The organism is Azospirillum sp. BE72, assembly GCF_031455875.1.
In the GTDB taxonomy this organism is placed as follows: Bacteria; Pseudomonadota; Alphaproteobacteria; order Azospirillales; family Azospirillaceae; genus Azospirillum.
In genome coordinates, this window is the sequence record NZ_JAVDTO010000006.1 from 100,084 (window position 1) to 119,887 (window position 19,804).

Consider the following 19,804-nt stretch of genomic DNA (forward strand, 5'->3'; position numbering starts at 1 on the left):
AAAAATCCGAATTGATCCATATCAAGGTCTTTCGCAGCGCTGCACACTAGTATACTAGTACACACGAACACAACGCGGCCAGCGAGCCGCGCGCTCCCGGCGCAAACCCCGAGCGGGCATTTCAGGAGCCTAGCGTCATGAACATCAAGAAGCGCATAGACAGCATCCCCGGCGGGATGATGATCGTTCCACTGTTCCTCGGTGCGTGCCTGAACACCTTCGCCCCGAACACCGGCAAGTTCTTCGGCTCCTTCACCAACGGGCTGATCACCGGCACGCTGCCGATCCTGTCGGTCTGGTTCTTCTGCATCGGCGCCAGCATCAGCCTGAAGGCCACTCCGCTGGTCCTGCGCAAGAGCGGCGTTCTGGTTTCGGTGAAGATCATCACCGCGGCGCTGGCCGGCGTCGTCGCTTCCTGGTTCATCCCGACCGAGGGCATCTCATCCGGCTTCCTGACCGGCCTGTCGGTCCTGGCGATCATCGCCGCTATGAACGACACCAACGGCGGCATGTACATGGCGCTGATGCAGCAGTACGGCACCAAGGAGGAAGCCGGCGCCTTCTGCCTGATGTGCCTCGAATCAGGCCCCTTCATGACCATGGTCACGCTGGGCATCGCCGGTCTGGCCGTCTTCCCGTGGCAGACCATGGTCGGCGCCCTGCTGCCCTTCGTCATCGGCTTCGCGCTGGGTAACCTGGACAAGGATCTGCGTGCCTTCTTCACCCAGGGCGTGGGCGTCATGGTTCCCTTCTTCGCCTTTGCGCTGGGCAACAACCTGAACTTCACGACGATCCTGAACACCGGCCTGCTGGGCATCGTCCTGGGCGTCGCCGTGATCGTCGTCACCGGCACGACGCTGGTCCTGGCCGACATCTTCCTGGCCAAGGGCAACGGCACGGCCGGCATCGGTGCCGCCTCCACCGCCGGTGCGGCCGTCACCGTCCCGCCGATCATCGCCTCGATCGAGCCGTCCTTCGCCCCGTCCGCCCCGGCCGCCACGGCCCTGGTCGCCACCAGCGTGGTCGTCACCGCCCTGCTGACGCCGCCGCTGACCGCCTGGTGGGCCCGCCGCTTCGGCGTGCTGTCGCCCCGCTACCAGGCCGCCGAAGCCGCCAAGTCCGTCCAGACGGCACAGGTCGCCGCCGCCGAGTAAAGCCTCAACGCAGTCCCGGCAGCGCTCCGCCGCAGCCGGGACCGCCCGATTTCAAACGGGTCCGACGCCAGCGTCATCGCCCGCCTTCAGAGGAACGCCGTCATGAAGATCACCACCCGGTACGACACCCATCCGGCCGACGCGCGCGGCTACGACACCGAGACCCTGCGCGACCGTTACCTGATCGAATCGATCTTCCAGGCCGACGACATCGTCCTGACCTACAGCCACGTCGACCGCGTCGTCGCTGGCGGCGCCATGCCGGTTTCCGCCCCGCTCGCCCTGGTCGCGACCAAGGAGATCGGGTCCGACACCTTCCTGGAGCGCCGCGAACTCGGCCTGTTCAACGTCGGCGGCGCAGGCCGCGTGACCGTCGACGGGACCGTCTACGATCTGGAGACCCGCGACGCCCTCTATGTCGCGATGGGCAGCGTCGACATCCGCTTCGAAAGCCTGGACAGCGGCAATCCGGCCAAGTTCTATCTGGTCAGCACCCCGGCCCATGCCCGGTTCGAGACCATGAAGATCTCCGCCGCCCAGGCCAAGCAGCGCCCGCTGGGCGAGACCGCCACCGGCAACAAGCGCGTCATCTACCAGATGATCCACCCCGACGTGGTGCGCACCGCGCAGCTGGTCATGGGCCTGACCGTGCTGGAAAACGGCAACATGTGGAACAGCATGCCGTGCCACACCCACGAGCGCCGCTGCGAGTTCTATTTCTACTTCGACCTGCCGGAAAGCGCGCGGCTGTTCCACTTCATGGGTGAGCCGACCGAGACGCGCCACATCGTGGTCGCCAACGAGCAGGCGGTGATCTCGCCGTCCTGGTCGATCCATTGCGGCGTCGGCACCCACAGCTACTCGTTCATCTGGGCGATGGGCGGCGACAACCAGACCTTCGACGACATGGACCAGGTTCCCCTGGCCTCAATGCGCTAACGGAGACGTGACACATGACCAAGCCTTTCGATCTGACCGGTAAGGTGGCCCTGGTCACCGGCGCCAACACCGGCATCGGCCAGGGGATCGCCCTGGCCCTGGCCCAGGCCGGCGCCGACATCGCCGCCGTCGACGTCGTCTCGCTGGACGAGACCAAGGGCCTCGTCGAGGCCGCCGGCCGCAAGTTCCACGCGATCCACGCCGACCTGACCAGCATCGCCCCGGTCCAGGGGCTGGTCGAGGAGACGGTCGGCACCCTCGGCCAACTGGACATCCTGGTCAACAATGCCGGCCTGATCCGTCGTGCCGACGCGGTGGACTTCACCGAGGCCGACTGGGACCTGGTGATGAACATCAACATCAAGACGGTGTTCTTCCTCTGCCAAGCCTTCGGCCGCTATGCAATCAACAACGGGCGCAAGGGCAAGATCGTCAACATCGCGTCCATGCTGTCCTTCCAGGGCGGCATCCGCGTGCCCTCCTACACCGCGTCGAAGAGCGGCGTCGCCGGCATCACCAAGCTGCTGGCCTGCGAATGGGCGGGCAAGGGCATCAACGTGAACGCCATCGCGCCGGGCTACGTCGCCACCAACAACACCGCCGCCCTGCGCGCCGACGAGAAGCGGAACGCCGAGATCCTCGGCCGCATCCCGGCCGGCCGCTGGAGCGTGCCGTCCGACATCGGCGGCCCGGCGGTGTTCCTGGCCTCCGACGCGGCCGACTACATCCACGGCACCATCCTGCCGGTCGACGGCGGCTGGCTGGCGCGCTGAGCGCCGGGGGACTACGGTTCCAGCCTTCTGCACGGCCTGCATTCCGGGAGTTCTCCGGGATGCGGGCCGTCCGCTTTTCCAGGGTCGTTTACGCTACGGCCTGGGTGCGGAGATCTCGACCGGCATGCGGACGAGATCGCGGTTCCAGGTGATCCTGCACCCGGTCAGGTTCAGCCGCGTCATGTAGAGGTAGGCGGCCCCGCCGACATCCTCGAAATTGCGGCTCTTGCTGACGGGGTCGAGAAGGGCGGGGTAGTCGAAGGCGGCAGCATCGCCGCAGCCGTAGCGGAACAGCAGGGGTGCCGCCCACAGCAGCTGCGGTTTCGACCAGGTAAGAAGGTCAGGAGAGGTCGTGGTCCAAATGCCGGTCTGTCCGTCGCGGGTCATCGCCAGCGTGGCGATGAATTGGCCGCTCGCCCGATGGCGGACGACGCTGCGGACGGTGCCTTGCAGTGTGCCGGGCGCCACCGGGGCGCAGAGATGGGCTTCCGGCGCATCGCTGGTCTGTCCGTCGCGGACGAAGCGGACCGCGAAGGACTTTCCATCCCAGCCGCGCCAGGATTGCGGATCGGCGAGGTTGTCGGTCCGCATCAGGCAGGCGCCGCGCTTCTGCGCGCCGAACCGTTCGGCCCATAGGAAGGCGTACCAGTGGTCGCCATGGCGGACGATGTTGCTGGGGGCGAAGTAGCCGGTGCGTTTGCCGGCGTCGCCGCTGTAGGCATAGGGCAGGGTCGCGACGGTGTGGTCGGGCGGCGCGGCGCTCAGCCGGAAGCTCGCCCCGCCATCGCTGGAGACCGCCGCGGTGATGCTGTTGCGCCAGCAGCGCATGTAGTCGCCGGACGGGCAGAGCGCCCGCCGCTTTTGGGCATGGAACTCGTTGCTGACCAGCGCGAACACCGTGCTGCCGTCCAGTGTGTGGAAGGACGAGATCCAGCTGCGGTCGTCGTGAAGGCGCGGGTCGTCCTGCCCATGTCCCTGGAAGATGACGGCGCAGTTGGGGCGCACGGCATCCAGCGACGGGCCGGTGAGGGCCCGTGCTGTGGAGTGCGAGGCGATCAGATGCACGGTGCCGCCGGCATCGCGGAAGGCGCGCGCCGGCGTGTCCGGCGCATCGCTCTTCGCACAGGCGTCGTGCTGCCAGGAGGTGACCGTTTCCGGTTCCCCGGCCTTTCTGACCGTCAGCGCCTGCGCTCCCGCCGTCCCCGACATCAAGGCAAGGCCCAGGGATAGCGCGAGCGCCGCAGTCCGGCGGGTCCTTGCCAACGTCACTTGCCGACGGCGATGGACTTCAGGAAGGGGGCCGGCTGCAGCCGGTTGGCGATCAGGAAGTCCAGGTAGCGGGTGGCCGACTCCGCGCGGTGGCGGTCATAGGCGTCGGGATCGAAGCTGATCAGGGACTTCAGGCGCATACGGGTCAGCGGCGCCGTCAGGTCGGCGGCATCGACATAGGGAACGCCGGTGTTCTCGCACAGCTCGCGCGTGCGGGAGTCGATGGTCACCGTCAGGCCCATCCGCTCCGCCTGGATCGCCAGGGCGACGCCGTGATAGCGGCAGCCGATGGTCAGGTCCTGCTGGCGCAGAGTGTCCATCCAGGCCGGCACGTCATAGTAGGAGCGCATGTAGTTCCGGCACCAGGCCTTGAACTCCTCGAAGGAGTAGTGCGGCACGGTGTGGCGGTGGATTTCCTTCAGCGCATGCGCGTCGATGCCGTCGAACAGGCCGCGGGAGGCCTTGATCATCTCGCCCATCGACTGGACGATGTACTGGCCCGGCGCGATCGGGTCCATCATCAGGGCGATCAGCTGGTGTTCGATCTCCCGCGTCTTGACCCAGGCCTGATGGCCGCCGGCCACCGTGATCGAGCGCGGCAGGTCGAGAGCCGACCAGTTCGCGTGGATCTTGCGGCCCAGGCCCGGAGCCTGGTTCAGGAAATGCGACGGGCAGCCGCCCGGCAGGGAGCCGGTGATGCCGAGCTTGTCCAGCTGCGCCGTGGTGTAGGCGCCGCGGGTGTAGATGTTGGGGGAGGTCGCGGAGGACGGGTTCGACGCCGCGATCACCTGGGCCCAGCGCAGCGTGCCGGGGCTGAGTTCGATGTCGTGGTCATAGCTGTTCGCCTGGGCGCCGAGGCCAATGGCGACGACCGGCAGTCCCGACTTTTCCAGATTCTCCGCCATCTGCCCGTAATCGGTGTGGCGGCCCAACTGGTTGGCGCAGGGGATGACGATGATGTCCGCGTTGTTCCTCAGCGTCTCGGCCGAGGATCCCCAGCTGAAATGCTTCACCGGATTGGTGATGTGGCTGCAGATCGAATGGACGAAGGCGAGATTGCCGTTGTTGTGGCCGATGCCGTTGTACAGGTCGTCGAATGCGGCGTTCGAATACAGGCCGAGATTCGGCGTCTTCCACAGCACCGCGACGCGCAGAGGCTGGGACGACGCACGGCCGGAGCCTTGTCCGGAAGTGTGCGGCCGGTCGACAGGAGTATCGATGACGATGTCTTCAAGCATGTCGGCTCTAGCCTCGGGTCGGTGGATGCTGGAAACGAACCGACCGTATGCGCAGAAGAGGTACGACTGCAAGTGACATCCGAAAAATAACACAAAGAGGAAAATCGCAGACTATGCTTTGAATTTCTATGCAAAGTGGGGCGTATATGGGTTAATGACCGGCACACTGCGAGATATCCTGTGATGTTTCATGGAAATGCATCGAAAATCGAATGAAGTTCCTGCGGGGCAGGTGGAAGCGTGGCGCCAGAGCAATGGGCTTGAAACCGGCGAAGCGCCGTCCTATTTCAGGCGAAGTTCCCGCCAATCCCGACGCGGGGCCAAGCGTAAGCTAAGGTGCCAGGAAAATTCGCCTGGGCGCCCCTTTAATCCGTTGTCAAAATTCCTATATAAAGTTCGTTGCGCCGTTGAAAGCGCCGGCCCCTACAGGATGGTTTCCTCTTTTGTGATCGATCCGTTCCCTTCGGTTCGGCTGCGCTGAACGGCGTGGCCCTGCCTCTCCTCTCCGGCCCCGTGGCGTGCCGGCTGCCGCGATCCTTCCCCGGTCGCGGCGCTGCCCGGGGGGCTGGAGAGGACCCCATCACGATCCAGCACCGCAACCGGTGCACGCCGTCCGGCAGCGTCGAATGCCGGCAACGCAACGAACAAACAAACCCACCGTCAACAGGACCGACCCGAACGACGCGGGGGGCAACCCCCTGCGGCGCCGTTTCCGTCGGCTGGGAGAGACAGAGACACCATGCAGCGAGACGCCGAGACCCATACCGTTCAAACCCGCACCACCCAATCCAACTCCACCGGGCCTCGTATGAACGAGCCCCGTTCCGCCGAACCGATGCAGCTTTATCTGCAGGATGCCCGCAAGTACCAGTACCTGACGCCCGAGCAGGAGCATGAGCTGACCGTCCGCTGGCACGACCACCAGGACCCGGCGGCACTCGACCAGCTGGTCGGCAGCCATCTGCGGCTCGTCGTCAAGATGGCCCGCGGCTATCTCGGCTATGGCCTGCCGTTGTCCGATCTGGTGGCGGAAGGCAATGTGGGCGTGATGCAGGCGGCGCAGAAGTTCGATCCCTCCAAGGGCTTCCGCTTCGCCACCTATGCGTCCTGGTGGGTGCGTGCGGCGATCCAGGAATATGTCCTGCACAACTGGTCGCTGGTGAAGATCGGCACCACGGCCGGCCAGAAGAAGCTGTTCTTCAGCCTGCGCCGCCTGAAGGCGCGGATGCAGGAACTGGAAAGCGGCGACCTGTCGCCGGACGCGGTGGAGACCATCGCCACCGAGCTGAACGTGTCGAAGACCGAGGTGGTGGAGATGAACCGTCGCCTGGGCAATGACCGTTCGCTGAATGTCGGGCTGTCGGAAGACGGCGATGCCGAATGGCTGGACCTGCTGGCCGACGATCGCCCCGATCAGGAGACGACGCTTGCCGATTCCGAGGAACGCCGTCGGCGCCAACAGTTCCTGAAGCTGGGGCTGGGCGTGCTGGACGACCGCGAGCGGCGGATCCTGGTCGCCCGCCGCCTGCGTGACGAGCCGCTGACGCTGGAGGAGCTGAGCCAGACCTTCCACGTCTCGCGCGAGCGCGTCCGGCAGCTGGAGGTGCGTGCCTTCGAGAAGCTCCAGAAGGCGGTGATCGCCAACGCCCGGACGGAGCAGGCGGCGATGGAGAAGAACCGCCTGCTGTCCCGCGCCTGATCGCGCGGGTTCGAACCTGTTGTCTCGAATTTGAGTGTCCTGGGGCGCGGCTTTCAAAAGGCCGCGCCTTTTTCTTGTCCGGACTCCTCACTCCCCCTCGAATGACACCACCCGCATCTCGCGCCCGGCCAGTAGCGTGCGGTCATGGCCGCCGCAAGATGGGCAGGGGGAGATCAGCGTTTCCGGGGAGAAGTCGGTCCCGCAGCCGGTGCAGCGGGCCTTCAGCGTGATGCGGTTGACGACGAGTTCCGCCCCCGCCGCAGCCGTACCCTCCGTCACGATGGGAAAGCAGAACAGCAGGGCATCCGGATCGATGGCGGATGCGACGCCTATGTCGACCGTCACGCGGGTGACCCGGTGCAATCCCTCACGGCGGGCGCTATCCGCCACGATGGCGACGATGCTTTCGCACAGCGACAGTTCATGCATCGATTACACCCGCCGAACGACCAGCCGCCAATTGTATCAAGTCTTCACCGCAATCGGTCTGCGCGCGTTGATGTAAATCATATCGGAGCATGCCAAGTCGTGATAAAGCTGGCTTGTCTGTTCCAAAGATTGCCAGACCCGCCTTCCAGACCAAGTCGCCAGACGGGCCCTATGTTTTTCCGATCATAGCGGGCCAAGACTATGAACGACAAAACGGCGCATATCCTTCTCTTCCCCAACGTTCCCCTCTGCGGGATGGAACCGGTCATTGCCGGTTGCCACCCACCCTGAGCCGGGATCCGTCCTGACGGATCGGCATCGTCCCCGGACCGGTCCCCGACGGACATCACCCGCGCATCCCGTGCGCCGCATGCCGGCGCCCTCCCTGTCGACGCAATGGGACCGCCCGTCATCGTGGCGGCCATCCGCATTGCGTGCGGGATTGCGGGACCATCCGGGGTCATCCCAGAGCCGGACGCGCAAGAACGGCCGCCAACCGCAAGCGGCGACCGCGTCACGGTATCGAGGAGGTCATCGACCATGAGCATGATGCTGATGATCCATCCGGACAAATGCACCGGATGCCGCAACTGCGAACTGGCATGCTCCATGGAGCATGAGGGGAGCTTTCGACCGAAGGCGTCCCGCGTCCATGTCTATACGTGGGAGCGCGAAGGCTTTTCCGTTCCCATGATGTGCCAGCAGTGCAAGGATCCCGCCTGCGTCGCCGTCTGCATGCCCAAGGCCATGCACCGCAACCCGGCGAACGGGCAGGTGGAGCTGGATGCCGGGAAGTGCATCGGCTGCAAGATGTGCGTGCAGGCCTGCCCCTTCGGCTGCGCGTCCTGGGATTTCCAGAGCCTGCAGATCCTGAAATGCGACACCTGCGACGGTGCGCCGTCCTGCGCGGCAATCTGCCCCACCCACGCGCTTGAATGGGTCGAGGACACCGTCTCGGCGCAGGCGCGCAAGCGCTCCTTCGCCGCCAAGCTCAAGAACGCCTTCGCGGAGGTCTGATCATGCATGGCTGGATTGGAAAAATCCTTCGGGTCGATTTGGGCACCGGCAAGATCACGACCGAAGCGATGAAGCCCGACTTGGCGCGCGATTACATCGGCGCCCGCGGGCTGGGCACAAAATACATGTATGACGAGGTCGATCCCACGGTGGATCCGCTGTCGCCGGCGAACAAGCTGATCTTCGCCTCCGGACCGATGACCGGGACCTTCGCACCGTCGGCGGGGCGCTACGACGTCGTCACCAAGGGTCCGCTGACTGGCACCATCGCCGCGTCGAACTCCGGCGGCGCCTGGGGGCCGGAGCTGAAATACGCCGGCTACGACATGCTGATCCTGGAAGGCCGCGCGGCCAAGCCGGTCTATCTGTGGATCCAGGACGACAAGGTGGAAATCCGCGACGCCGCCCATTTGTGGGGCAAGGACGTGCCGGAAACCACCGAGGCGCTGAACGCCGAGACGGCGGCCGACGCCAAGATCGCCTGCATCGGCCCGGCGGGCGAGAAGCTGTCCTACATCGCCTCGATCATGAACGACATGCAGCGGGCGGCCGGCCGCACCGGCGTCGGCGCGGTGATGGGTTCCAAGAACCTGAAGGCGGTGGTGGTGCGCGGCACCGGCGCCGTGACCGTCGCCGACAAGGAGGCCTTCCTGGCCGCGGTCGCCAAGGCCAGCACCATGATCAAGGAGCATCCGGTCGGCGGCACAGGCCTGCGCCTCTACGGCACCAACGTGCTGGTCAACATCCTGAATTCGGTGGGCGGGTTGCCGACCGGCAACTTCCAGGACGGCCATTTCCCGACCGCCGACAAGGTGGGCGGCGAGACGCTGGCGGCCAACCAGCTGCAGCGGCCGAAGGGCTGCTTCTCCTGCATCATCTCCTGCGGCCGCGCCACCAAGGTCAGCAACCCCAAATACAAGGGTGAGGGCGAAGGGCCGGAGTATGAGACCGCCTGGGGCTTCGGCCCGGACTGTCGGATCGACGATCTGGATGCGGTGGTCAAGGCCAATTACTACTGCAACGAATACGGTCTCGACACCATCTCCATGGGCAGTACGGTCGCCTGTGCCATGGAGCTGTTCCATCGCGGCATCATCACGCGGGACGACACCGAAGGGCTGGATCTCGACTTCGGCAACGCCGACGCGATGGTGGAGGCGGTGCGGCTGACCGGTCTCGGCCAGGGCTTCGGGAAGAAGCTGGCTCTGGGCTCCTACCGGCTGGCGAGCCTCTACGGCCATCCGGAACTGTCGATGACGGTCAAGAAGCAGGAAATGCCGGCCTACGACCCGCGCGCGGTGCAGGGCATCGGCCTGAACTATGCCACCAACAACCGCGGCGGCTGCCATGTCCGCGGCTACACCATCAGCCCCGAAGTGCTTGGCGTGCCGGTGAAGGTCGACAAGGACAGCATCGACGGCAAGGCCGAACTGGTGGCCCTGTTCCAGAACCTGACGGCGGCGCTGGATTCGAGCGGATCCTGCCTGTTCACCACCTTCGGCATCGGCGCGCCCGAATTCGCCGAACTGATGACCGCGCTGACCGGCTTCGCCTACACCGGCGACAGCTTTATCGAGGCGGGCGAGCGGATCTGGAACCTGGAGCGGCTGTGGAACCTCAAGGCCGGCCTGACCGCCGCCGACGACACGCTGCCGCCGCGCTTGCTCAACGAGCCGATCGTGACCGGCCCATCGAAGGGGGCGGTCAGCCGCCTGCCGGAAATGTTGCCGCTCTACTACGGTGCCCGCGGCTGGGACGCCCAAGGCGTTCCGACCAAGGAGAAGCTGAGCGCCCTGGCGCTGGCTTGATCCCGCCGGGCCGCAGCCGGCAGGAAAAGCTGGCAAGTGCATTCGGACCTGGGACGGCCGCATTCGGCTTGGAAGCCCTTCTCCCCTTACGGGAGAAGGGTTGGGATGAGGGGTAACGGCCGAAGGCCGTCGGGTTCTTAAGGTTGTACCCCTCACCCCAACCCCTCTCCCACAAGAGGAGAGGGGCTCTCGTGGAGCAGGACGGCCGTTTGCGAAGGTCCGGCAGGAAGGCAGTTGTGCCATGAAAGTCTCCTATTTCGCGCTGCTGCGCGAAGCCACCAAGAAACGCAGCGAGATCCGGGAGCGGCCGGCACCGACCGTCCGCGACCTGCTGCGCGATCTGGTCGCCGAATACGGCCCCAACTTCGCCCGCTGGATCCTGAAGGACGGTGAACTGGCCGGCTTCGCCATCATCCTGGTCAACGGCCAGGACGTGCGCGGCCTGCAAGGGCTCGACACGCCGCTGACCCCGGATTCAGACGTCTTCATCTTTCCGCCGCTGGCCGGCGGCTGAGAAAGGGGCGGGCCATGACCTCCATCACGCTCCCCATTCTTCTTCTGCTTGGCGGCTTCGTCCTGCAATTGCTGCTCGCCCGCCTGCTGACGCCCGTCGGCAAGGGCGTGCTGGCGACCGCGACGGTCTTCGCCTCCTTCCTCGCCACGCTGCCGCTGGTGCCCGCCGCCATGGCCGGCATTGCGATGGAGGCGCCGCTGCTGCCGGTGTGGGACGGGCCGTTCTCCCTCGGCCTGCGCATCGACGGGCTGGGCATCCTGTTCATGCTGATGGGCACCGGCATCGGCGCCGCCATCCTGCTGTTCTCCGTCCGCTACATGGAGCATGAGGAGCAGGGCACGACGCGCTTCTACGCGATCATGCTGGTCTTCATCGCCGGACTGCTTCTGCTGGCAAGTGCAGCCGACATGCTGGGCGCCTATATGGCATGGGAGGTGATCGGGCTGTGCTCCTACAGTCTGGTCGGCTTCTGGTACAATCAGAGGGCGGCGACCGACGGCGCCCGCAAGGTGCTGGTCATCACCCACTTGGCGGGCTACGGCTTCCTGATCGGGCTGGTGCTGGTCTATTCCCGTGCCGGCACGCTGGTCTGGACCGATCCGGCGGTGGGGTCGGCCTTCACCTCCGGCGTCGCGGCGCTGTTCATCGTCGCGGCGATGGCGAAGTCGGTGATGTTCCCGCTGCACACCTGGATTCCGGAGGCGATGAACGCCCCGACCCCGGTGTCGGCGCTGCTGCATTCCGCCTGCTACGTCAAGGCGGGCGTCTATCTGATCGCCCGCATGTACGTGATCGGGGATGGGCAATGGCAGGCCGCGCTGGAGGTGCCGCTGCTGGCGGTCGGCTGCGTCACCATCCTGGTCGGCGTCATCTTCGCCATGGCGCAGACCGATCTGAAGCGGCTGCTGGCCTTCCACACCGTCAGCCAGCTCGGCTACATCGTCGTCGGGCTGGCGCTCGGCACCGATCTCGGGCTGGCGGCCGGCCTGTTCTATTGCCTGAGCCATGCGCTGTTCAAAGGCACGCTGTTCATGTGCGCCGGCGCCATCCAGCACGCGACCGGCACCCGCGACCTGCGCGACCTCGGCGGCCTCGCCACCGCGATGCCGGGGACGGCGAAGGTGTGGATCGTCGCCGCCGCGTCGATCGCGGGCGTGCCGCTGACCAACGGATTCGTCGCCAAATGGCTGCTGTTCGGCGCCGCGCTGGACAAGGGGCTGCTGGTCGTGGTGCTGGTCGGCTGGATCGGCAGCATCCTGACCGCCTTCTCCTTCCTCAAAGCTACCGTCAATGCCTTCTACGGCGTGCCGTCCAAGGCGCTGCTCGGCAAGCACATCCACGACGCGTCGCCCAGCATGCTGGCCGGCATGGGCTCCATGGCGGGGCTGTGCCTGCTGTTCGGGCTGGCGCCGCAGCTGCTGATGGTCCCGGTGGTGGCGCCGGCCGTGCGCTCGCTGGGCTTCGACTGGGCGGTGCAGATGAGCTGGCTCGGCATTCTGACCGACCGCGGCAGCATCGCGATGACGGTCGGCGGCGTGGTGGTGCTGGCATCGGCCATGCTGGGCCTGCTGGTCTACCGGCTGGCCCAGGCGCCGGCTCCTGGGCTGGTCTCGGTCTATTCCGGCGGGGAGCCGCTGCCGGCCGGCGACCGGCCCGGCGCGGTCGACTTCGCCGAGATGGCCGAGCACGCCTTCCATCCCGTCTATTCGCTCGATCCCGATCCCGCCTACCTGCGGATCTGGCACGCCCTGACCCGTGCGGCCGGTGCGGCGCAGACCGCGGCAGGTGCCGTTTTCGAGGATCGTCCGCTCCTGGCCATCGGTCTCGTCGCGGTCGCGGCGCTGGCCGGCGTGTGGCTGGTCTGAGCGCAGCCGGAGGCATCCATCATGGACATGGTGCTGATCCCCCTTTTTCTGGCGATCGCGCTCGGCGTCGGCCTCTATGCCCGTGCGATCCCGCAGGGGAATGGCGGATGGTGGCGCTTCGCCGCCGCGACCGTCGCCCTGGCGGTCGCCGCCCGGCTGGCCGGACATGGCTGGGCCGCCACCCTGCTGGCCTCGGCCGCCGAATTCCTGGCGGTGGGCATGGTGTGGAGCGGCGGGACGCCTGAGGCCCGCGCCGCCGCCCGCAAATACCTGACCGCGGTCGCTCTCGCCGCCTTGTGCGGCTGGACGGCGCTGGCGTTGATCCAACTTGGCGCGTCGCGCCCGGCCGCGCCGTGGGACAGGCTGGCGGTGGCTCTGCTGCTGGTCAGCGTGGCGCTGAAGCTTGGTCTGGTGCCGGTCTATTTCTGGCTGCCGGCGGTCGCCCGCGCCTCTTCGGCGATGACGACGGCGCTGATCGTCGCGGTGGTCGATGTCGGCGCCTTCTGCGAGCTGCTGGCCCTGCGTGACGCGGCGCCGTGGATCTTCGTGGATTTCGCGCCGCTGTGGATCGGGCTGGCGGTGCTGTCGTTGCTGGGGGCGGCGCTGCTGGCGCTGGCCCAGCGGGAACTGAAGCCGATGCTGGCCTTCTCCTCCATCGACGACATGGGCTATCTGCTGTTCGGGCTGGTGGCCGGCGGGGCCGACGGCATGGCCGGGGCGTGGTTCGGCATCCTGGGCCACGCGATGGGCAAGATCGTGCTGTTCGGCGCTGTGGGGGCGGCGGAGTGGCATCTCGGCCGGGCGGTGACGCTGGACGACCGAGGCCTGTCCACCCCGCTGCCGGTGGCGAGCGCCGCCTTCATGCTGGGGGCGCTGGGCTTCATCGGCATCCCGCCGACGCTGGGCTTCATCGGGCATTGGCGGCTTTATCTGGCAGGGGCGGAGTTGGGCGGGCCGCTGCTGCTGGCCGTGCTCTATGCGTCGTCCGCAATGGCGCTGCTCTGCTATGTCCGCGCCATCCACCGGGTGTGGCTGGGGCCGGTGGAGTCTCCCGTCGCCGGGCGGCCGCTGCCGCGTGCCGCAGCTTTGGTGCTGCTGTCCTTCGCCATCGCCCCGGTGCTGTTCGGGTTGGCCCCCAACGGGCTTCGTCCGGCGGCTGAGCCGCATCCCCATGTCGCCGCACTGCCGACTGAAACGGCGGAAGGTGTGAAATGAACCTGATCGAACGGGTCATCGCGATCTCGCGCCGCCGGTCGCCCTGGATCTGCCGCCTGAACGCCGGGTCCTGCAACGGCTGCGACATCGAGATCACGCCCCTGCTGAGCCCGCGCTACGACGCCGAACAGCTGGGAGTCGAACTGCACGGCACGCCCAAGCATGCGGACATCGTGCTGATCTCGGGCACGCTGACGCTGCGGTCTCGCGAGGCCATCCTCGACATCTATGCGCAGGTTCCGAACCCGAAGGCGGTGGTGGCGCTGGGGTCCTGCCCGGCGTCGGGCAACGTCTTCGCCGGCAGTCCGCTGGTGCTGAGCGAATCCCTCGACAGCATCGTTCCGGTCGACGTCTGGGTGCCCGGCTGCCCGCCGCGGCCTCAGGCCATCCTGGACGGCATCGCCCGCGCCGCCAAGCTGCTGGAGGACGGCGCCACCAAAAGCCAGCTGGAGTGCCGGCGGGGGAGGCTGTCATGAACGCCGTCTGGTCCTATCTGATCGCCTTCGCCGTCTGGCCGGGACTGCTGCTCGCCGCCCCGCTGGGATGGCTGGAGCTGTGGTTCATGCGCAAGCTGGTGGCGCGGCTGCAGGGGCGGCAGGGACCGCCCTTCTTCCAGCCCTTCTTCGACTTCATGAAGCTGCTGGGCAAGGAGACGGTGATCCCCCGCGGCGTCAACCGCGGCATCTTCCTGGCCTTGCCGGTGGTGTCGGTGGCGGCGGTGACGGCTGCGCTCGCCATCGTGCCGCTGCCCGGCAACCCGGCGCCGTCGCTGCCGGGCGACGTCGTGCTGCTGCTGTACCTGATGGAGGTGCCGATCCTGTGCGAAGTGCTGGCCGGCTATGTCAGCCGCTCCATCTACGGGCAGGTCGCGGCGATGCGCGAGGCGCTGCTGTCGCTGGCCTACAACCTTCCCTTCCTGGTCGCCATCATCGCAATGGCGCAGGAGGCCGGAAGCTTCCAGATGAGCGCGCTGCAGGCCGCGCCCTATGGGATCGTCCATCTGCTGGCGGCGGTGACCTTCCTGCTGGCGCTGCCGGCGCGGATGAAGCTGAACCCCTTCTCCATCGCCAATGCCGAGCATGAGATCGTCGCCGACAGCCACATCGAATACAGCGGTCCGCCGCTGGCCCTGTTCAAGCTGTCCCATGCCGTCGAGTTGGTCCTGCTGACCGAGCTGTTCGCCGTGGTCTTCATTCCGGCCACGCCCTGGCCGCTGGTCAACCTGCTGGTCTATCTGGCGGCGGGCGTCGCGGTGCTGGGCGGGGTGACGCTGCTGGCGACGGCGACGGCACGGTTGCGGCTGACGCAGGCCTTCCGCTTCTACTGGGTCTGGGGCGGGCTGGCGTCGGCCGTCACCATGGCCGCGACGCTGGTCCGTTGAGGGAGGATGCGCCATGGCCATGCTGAAAACCATCCTCGGCAACCTGTTGCGCCCCTCGCGCACGCGGGAACCTGCCGACATGCCGGAGGTGCCGCCGGTCTATCGCGGCGCGCTGGCCCATGATGCCGCCCGCTGCACCGCCTGCGGCACCTGCGCCTTCGTCTGCGCGCCGAAGGCCATCACCTTCACCCAGGATCCCGGCGTGTCGGTGTCCTGGCACTTCTTCATCGGCCAGTGCTCCTTCTGCGGGCTGTGCGCGCAGAACTGCCCGATGCAAGCGATCAGCCTGCAGGCCGACGCGCCCGTTGCGACGAACAGCGCGGCGGGCGATGGACTGCGGCTTGAAAGCGTCATCCGGCTGCAGCCCTGTACCCGCTGCGGTGCCGCCCATGTGCCGCTGCCCGATGCGACCATCGAGGCACTGTGGGGCGTGGAGGAGGCCGAGCGCGGCTATTGCCCGGAGTGCCGGCGCCGGGCGGCGAGCGAGAAGCTGCGCGCCGCCTTCGTGCCGGCGGAGGAGGCCCATCATGACCGCTGACCGCACCCCCCGCCGGCTTGCTGATGCGCTGCAGGCGATCCCCGGCGTCCGCAGCGTCGCCGAACGCAACGGCGCCCTGTGGGTGGATGCCCCGCTGCTGGAAGTGGAGGCGATGGCCGCCGCCATGGCGGACCTCGGCATCCGGCTCGGCACCGTCACCGCCATCCCGCATGCCGAGGATGCCGAATCGACGGTGATCTACCACTACATCGACGAGCATCGCGTCATCAACATGAAGACCTGCACCCGCAACGGTGCGCTTGCCTCGCTGGCGCCGGCCGTCCGCGCGGCGTCCTGGGCGGAGCGGGAGATCCGCGACCTGTTCGCGGTGGAGTTCCCCGGCCATCCCAACCCGGTGCCGCTGATCCGGCCCGAAGGCATCGACACGGCCACCCTGCGCGCGGCGATGTGCCGCCCGGCGGAAGTCCCGCGCAAGCCTGTTTCCCCGCTGGCCTCGCCCTCGGCCACCGATCCGGCCCGTTCCTAGGAGTTTCCGGCCATGCCCTACAGCTTTCCGCTCGGCCCCTATCACCCGGCGCTGGAAGAGCCCTTCAAGGTCAAGGTCCAGTGCCGCGGCGAGGTCATCGACAGCGCCACCGTCGAGGTCGGATTCAGCTTCCGCGGCATCGAGCTGCTGGCGCAGAAGCGCAACTGGGTGGAGGTCATCACCCTGATCGAGCGTGTCTGCGGCATCTGTTCCAACACCCATGCCATGACCTTCTGCATGGCGGCGGAGACCATCGCCGGGATCGAGGTGCCCAAACGCGCCGCCCACATCCGCACCATCATTGCCGAACTGGAGCGGCTGCACTCCCATCTGCTGTGGGCCGGGGTGGGGGCGGAAGACATCGGCTTCCATTCCCTGTTCATGGAGGTCTTCACGCTTCGCGAACTGGTGATGGACACGCTGGAGGCGATCAGCGGCAACCGGGTCAATTACGGCATGAACTGCATCGGCGGAGTCCATCGCGACATTCCCGATCCGACGCGGTATCTGCCGGCGCTCGACACCCTGTCCAAGGGGCTGGCGGAAATCGTCATTCCGACCTTCACCGAAAATCCGACGGCGCTCGCCCGGACCCGCGGTGTCGGCCGGCTGAGCCGGGAGCAGGCGGTGGAATGGGCGGTGGTCGGACCGGTCGCCCGCGCCTCCGGCCTCGACATCGACGTGCGCAAGGACCAGCCCTACCTGTCCTATGCCGACCTCGGCTTTGAAAGCGTCGTCCGGCCGGAGGGCGACGTGCTGGCGCGGGTGGTGGTGCGGGCGCTGGAGATGGTGGAGAGCATCCGCCTGATCCGCGAGGCGCTGCTGTCCCTGCCCGCCGGGCCGTTGCGGGCGACGCAGGGATTGCCGGAAATTCCGGCCGGCGAGGCCACCATCCGCACCGAGGCGCCGCGCGGCGAGGCCTTCTACTATGTCGCGTCGGAAGGCGGGGCCACCCCGGCGCGGGTCAAGATCCGTACGCCGTCCTTCGTGAACATCCCGGCCATCGAAGCGATGGTGGCGGGGCAGCCGCTGGCCGACCTGTCGATCATCCAGGCCTCCGTCGATCCTTGCATCTCCTGCACCGACAGGTAGCGGGAGAGAAGCCGGAACCACCCTTCGAGAGCCTCAGTCGAGATGGTTCCGGCCGACCGGCGTTATCAGGTATCGAGGCAGCCACCCTGGGGTGAGACGGTGATGCGGATCAGTTCGGCACTGCCGCCGCCGAAGACGTTGCCGCCGGTGTAGGTCAGGCAGCCTTCGTTGCGGTAGATGACCTGCAGACGCTGGGCGTCGTTGCCGAAATAGAAGGGGATCCAGCGCTTGCCGGTCTCGTGCCGGATCATGTTGTCCGGCGCGCCGATCAAGGTGGATACCTCTTCCATCGTCATGCCGATCTGCAGCTTGGCGAAGCGGCTGCCGGGGGCGGGCGTGCCGATCAGCTCACCCTCATAGCGGCCGTCACGCGATTTCACCATTCGCCCGCCCGGCGTCGACGGCGCCGCCGATGCCGTCGCGGCCGTGCCGTTGCCGGTGGTCGACGCCTGCTGCTGGCCGGCGCAGCCGATCAGCAGCGCCACCGCCGACAATGCCGCCCAAGTCGCTTTTCCCGCCATGTCTGTCCCTGCCTGTTCTGTTCCGGTCGATTCCCTCTGCCCGCGACTATGGGTCCGATAACCCCATGACGGCATCGGCAAAGGCGGATGAAGAACGCCAAAGAGGGGTAATATCAACAGGCAATCCGCCTGCTTCCCTGCTTTCAGGTTGCGGGGTCGGACTGCCGCCGGCCGGTGTAGTTCTTGAACAGGTCGTAGTCGGTGTCGCAGCGGACCTGCGCCAGCCCGGCGGCGGCCATCGCCGTGGTGATGACCTCCGGTTCGACGCATTGGTCGATCGTTTCCCAGTAGTAGCGCATCAGCGTACGGCCCTCCTCCCCACCGCCGCTGAGGCGCGAGACCGCCGGCACCACCATGCCGAGATAGGCGTTCATCAGATGCCGGGTGACCGGGCGCCGGGGGCGGCCGATCTCCATCACCAGCACCGTGCCGCCGGGGCGGAGCACGCGGCGGAACTCCCGGAAGGTGGCGGTGAGGTCACCGACATGGCGGAGCGCGTAGCCCATGGTGATCAGGTCGACGCAGGAATCGGCGAGCGGCAGCGCGTCCGCCACGCCCTGGATCAGCGGGATGGACAGGCTGCGCCGCGCCTCCGCCAGCATCGCTTCGCTCAGGTCCAGACCGATGACATCGTCGGGACTGCCGCAGAGTGCCACCGCCTCCCGCGCGACCAGTCCGGTGCCGATGGCGACGTCGAGCACCCGCATTCCCGGCCGCAGACCCGCCCGGCGCAGGCATTGCGCCCGATACCAGGAGCCGGAGCCGAGCGCGAAGATCGTGTTGATGCGGTCGTAATGATGGGCGGTCCGGTTGAACAGTCCACGGACAAAGCGCAGCCGCTGCGTCTTGTCGCGATAGTAGGCGTCCAGCACCGGATGCGGTTCAACGGCGCCGACGCGCGGGGTGGGTTCGGTCGGCACGGCGGTGTCTCCTTCGCGTTGTGGCCCAAGCGTCAGTCGAAGATGTCGCTCACCGCGCTGACCCGGCTGTCCGACCGGTAGAGCGAGACGGTGAAGCCGGCTCCGACCGACAGGTTCACGGCGCGCTTGTAGAGCGGGCTGTCGTCATTGGCCGCGCCGGAGAACAGCTCTCCCCGCACCGCGCCGAAGGCGGAGATGCGGTCCGTTACCGGCACGACCAGGGAACTGTGCAGGCGCAGGCCCAGATAGCCGGCGCGCGCGTCGTAGGCGTCGCGTCCGGGGCGGGCATATTGCGGGTCGACCTGATAGAAATAATCCATCAGATGGCTGGACGCGAAGATCGGCCCCAGGCCGAGGCGGAACTGGTCGTCGCCCGACATCAGCCCGGCCTTACTGTAGGCGACGTCGGGCGCGAAGACGAGCCCGCGGTACTTGATGCGGCTGAAGTCGGTGGAGAAGACGCTGCGCACCGGCAGGGTCAGGTCGATCCGCTCGCGCTTGTCCCTGTCGCGGTGCAGGTTGATCTTCAGCGCCGGCCCGACCTCCCCCAACAGATCGATGTCCGGCATGCCCTGCCGCGCGCGGTTGTCGTCGGCCGAGGAGCCGAGCGCCCCTTCCAGGCTGACTTCGAAGGTCACGCGGTCGGAGCGGTAGAGCCGTCCCTGGATGCCGTTCCGGTCGGCGCGGAACACGTCGCCGCGATAGATGACGTAGGGCAGGGCGGCGGCCTGGACATGGTTCTGGTCGGCCGCCGGATAGTCGGGGATGTAGCCGACACCGCCGCCAATGCCGACCTCGAACAGCGGCTTGCCGTTCTCAGTCCCCGATTCCTGGGCAAGGGCTGGCCCCGTTGCGCAGAGGATCGCCGGCAGGGCGCAGGCGGCAACGGCAAGCGTCGTTGTCAACACACGTACCATGCATCCCCGATCGAGTTCGCCGCCTTCC

20 protein-coding genes are annotated in these 19,804 nt (G+C 67.1%); 14 read left to right on the forward strand and 6 right to left on the reverse strand.

Annotated elements, in window-relative coordinates:
* Positions 1-137: 137 nt before the first annotated feature.
* The 3 genes from kdgT to kduD all read left to right on the forward strand — a co-directional run bounded on the left by kdgT (position 138) and on the right by kduD (position 2,866).
* Positions 138-1,154 carry a 2-keto-3-deoxygluconate transporter gene (gene kdgT, locus J2Y49_RS17835; RefSeq protein WP_310116206.1) on the forward strand — a complete coding sequence of 339 codons (1,017 nt, stop codon included), beginning with the start codon at positions 138-140 and terminating at the stop codon, positions 1,152-1,154.
* Between the two features lie 102 nt (positions 1,155-1,256).
* Positions 1,257-2,093, forward strand: coding sequence for a 5-dehydro-4-deoxy-D-glucuronate isomerase (gene kduI, locus J2Y49_RS17840; protein ID WP_310116207.1), 837 nt, complete (start codon positions 1,257-1,259; stop codon positions 2,091-2,093).
* A gap of 14 nt (positions 2,094-2,107) precedes the next feature.
* A complete protein-coding gene (gene kduD / locus J2Y49_RS17845) occupies positions 2,108-2,866 on the forward strand; it encodes a 2-dehydro-3-deoxy-D-gluconate 5-dehydrogenase KduD (protein WP_310116208.1) in 759 nt (252 codons plus the stop codon).
* Positions 2,867-2,959: 93 nt separating this feature from the next.
* On the opposite strand, the gene J2Y49_RS17850 is transcribed toward kduD, so the two are convergent.
* Positions 2,960-4,075 carry a hypothetical protein gene (locus J2Y49_RS17850; RefSeq protein WP_310116209.1) on the reverse strand — a complete coding sequence of 372 codons (1,116 nt, stop codon included), beginning with the start codon at positions 4,073-4,075 and terminating at the stop codon, positions 2,960-2,962.
* 56 nt (positions 4,076-4,131) lie between these two features.
* Positions 4,132-5,373, reverse strand: coding sequence for a polysaccharide pyruvyl transferase family protein (locus J2Y49_RS17855; protein WP_310116210.1), 1,242 nt, complete (start codon positions 5,371-5,373; stop codon positions 4,132-4,134).
* 808 nt (positions 5,374-6,181) lie between these two features.
* On the opposite strand from J2Y49_RS17855, the gene rpoH reads away from it, so the two are divergent.
* Positions 6,182-7,072: an RNA polymerase sigma factor RpoH gene (gene rpoH / locus J2Y49_RS17860; RefSeq protein ID WP_310116211.1), complete on the forward strand. Its 891-nt coding sequence runs from the start codon at positions 6,182-6,184 to the stop codon at positions 7,070-7,072.
* Between the two features lie 87 nt (positions 7,073-7,159).
* Here the strand turns inward: rpoH and hypA are convergent, their stop codons facing one another.
* Positions 7,160-7,501, reverse strand: a complete 342-nt coding sequence (gene hypA / locus J2Y49_RS17865) for a hydrogenase maturation nickel metallochaperone HypA (protein WP_310116212.1) — start codon at positions 7,499-7,501, stop codon at positions 7,160-7,162.
* A gap of 540 nt (positions 7,502-8,041) precedes the next feature.
* On the opposite strand from hypA, the gene J2Y49_RS17870 reads away from it, so the two are divergent.
* The 10 genes from J2Y49_RS17870 (at position 8,042) to J2Y49_RS17915 (ending at position 17,418) form a co-directional block, all read left to right on the forward strand.
* Positions 8,042-8,518 carry a 4Fe-4S dicluster domain-containing protein gene (locus tag J2Y49_RS17870; protein WP_310116213.1) on the forward strand — a complete coding sequence of 159 codons (477 nt, stop codon included), beginning with the start codon at positions 8,042-8,044 and terminating at the stop codon, positions 8,516-8,518.
* Between the two features lie 2 nt (positions 8,519-8,520).
* Positions 8,521-10,326, forward strand: a complete 1,806-nt coding sequence (locus J2Y49_RS17875; RefSeq protein WP_310116214.1) for an aldehyde ferredoxin oxidoreductase family protein — start codon at positions 8,521-8,523, stop codon at positions 10,324-10,326.
* Between the two features lie 241 nt (positions 10,327-10,567).
* Entirely contained in the window at positions 10,568-10,840 is a 273-nt protein-coding gene (locus tag J2Y49_RS17880) for a MoaD/ThiS family protein (RefSeq protein ID WP_310116215.1), read from the forward strand.
* 14 nt (positions 10,841-10,854) lie between these two features.
* A complete protein-coding gene (locus J2Y49_RS17885; RefSeq protein ID WP_310116217.1) occupies positions 10,855-12,705 on the forward strand; it encodes an NADH-quinone oxidoreductase subunit L in 1,851 nt (616 codons plus the stop codon).
* A 21-nt stretch (positions 12,706-12,726) separates the two neighbouring features.
* Positions 12,727-13,920: a proton-conducting transporter membrane subunit gene (locus J2Y49_RS17890; RefSeq protein ID WP_310116218.1), complete on the forward strand. Its 1,194-nt coding sequence runs from the start codon at positions 12,727-12,729 to the stop codon at positions 13,918-13,920.
* Positions 13,917-14,396: an NADH-quinone oxidoreductase subunit NuoB gene (locus tag J2Y49_RS17895; protein WP_310116219.1), complete on the forward strand. Its 480-nt coding sequence runs from the start codon at positions 13,917-13,919 to the stop codon at positions 14,394-14,396. Before J2Y49_RS17890 ends, J2Y49_RS17895 begins: the two co-directional genes overlap by 4 nt.
* Positions 14,393-15,301 carry a complex I subunit 1 family protein gene (locus tag J2Y49_RS17900; protein WP_310116220.1) on the forward strand — a complete coding sequence of 303 codons (909 nt, stop codon included), beginning with the start codon at positions 14,393-14,395 and terminating at the stop codon, positions 15,299-15,301. The genes J2Y49_RS17895 and J2Y49_RS17900 overlap by 4 nt, the downstream gene beginning before the upstream one ends.
* 13 nt (positions 15,302-15,314) lie before the next feature.
* A complete protein-coding gene (locus J2Y49_RS17905) occupies positions 15,315-15,839 on the forward strand; it encodes a 4Fe-4S dicluster domain-containing protein (RefSeq protein WP_310116221.1) in 525 nt (174 codons plus the stop codon).
* A complete protein-coding gene (locus tag J2Y49_RS17910) occupies positions 15,829-16,326 on the forward strand; it encodes an NADH-quinone oxidoreductase subunit C (protein ID WP_310116222.1) in 498 nt (165 codons plus the stop codon). The genes J2Y49_RS17905 and J2Y49_RS17910 overlap by 11 nt, the downstream gene beginning before the upstream one ends.
* A gap of 12 nt (positions 16,327-16,338) precedes the next feature.
* Entirely contained in the window at positions 16,339-17,418 is a 1,080-nt protein-coding gene (locus tag J2Y49_RS17915) for a nickel-dependent hydrogenase large subunit (RefSeq protein ID WP_310116223.1), read from the forward strand.
* A gap of 65 nt (positions 17,419-17,483) precedes the next feature.
* Here J2Y49_RS17915 and J2Y49_RS17920 read toward each other — a convergent pair whose 3' ends face one another.
* The 3 genes from J2Y49_RS17920 to J2Y49_RS17930 form a co-directional block, all read right to left on the reverse strand.
* Positions 17,484-17,939 carry a hypothetical protein gene (locus tag J2Y49_RS17920; protein WP_310116224.1) on the reverse strand — a complete coding sequence of 152 codons (456 nt, stop codon included), beginning with the start codon at positions 17,937-17,939 and terminating at the stop codon, positions 17,484-17,486.
* Positions 17,940-18,082: 143 nt separating this feature from the next.
* Complete coding sequence (locus J2Y49_RS17925; protein ID WP_310116225.1) at positions 18,083-18,859, reverse strand: class I SAM-dependent methyltransferase; 777 nt, start codon at positions 18,857-18,859, stop codon at positions 18,083-18,085.
* A 32-nt stretch (positions 18,860-18,891) separates the two neighbouring features.
* Positions 18,892-19,764 (reverse strand): MipA/OmpV family protein, encoded by an 873-nt coding sequence (locus J2Y49_RS17930; protein WP_310116226.1) that lies wholly within the window; start codon positions 19,762-19,764, stop codon positions 18,892-18,894.
* Between the last annotated feature and the right edge of the window lie 40 nt (positions 19,765-19,804).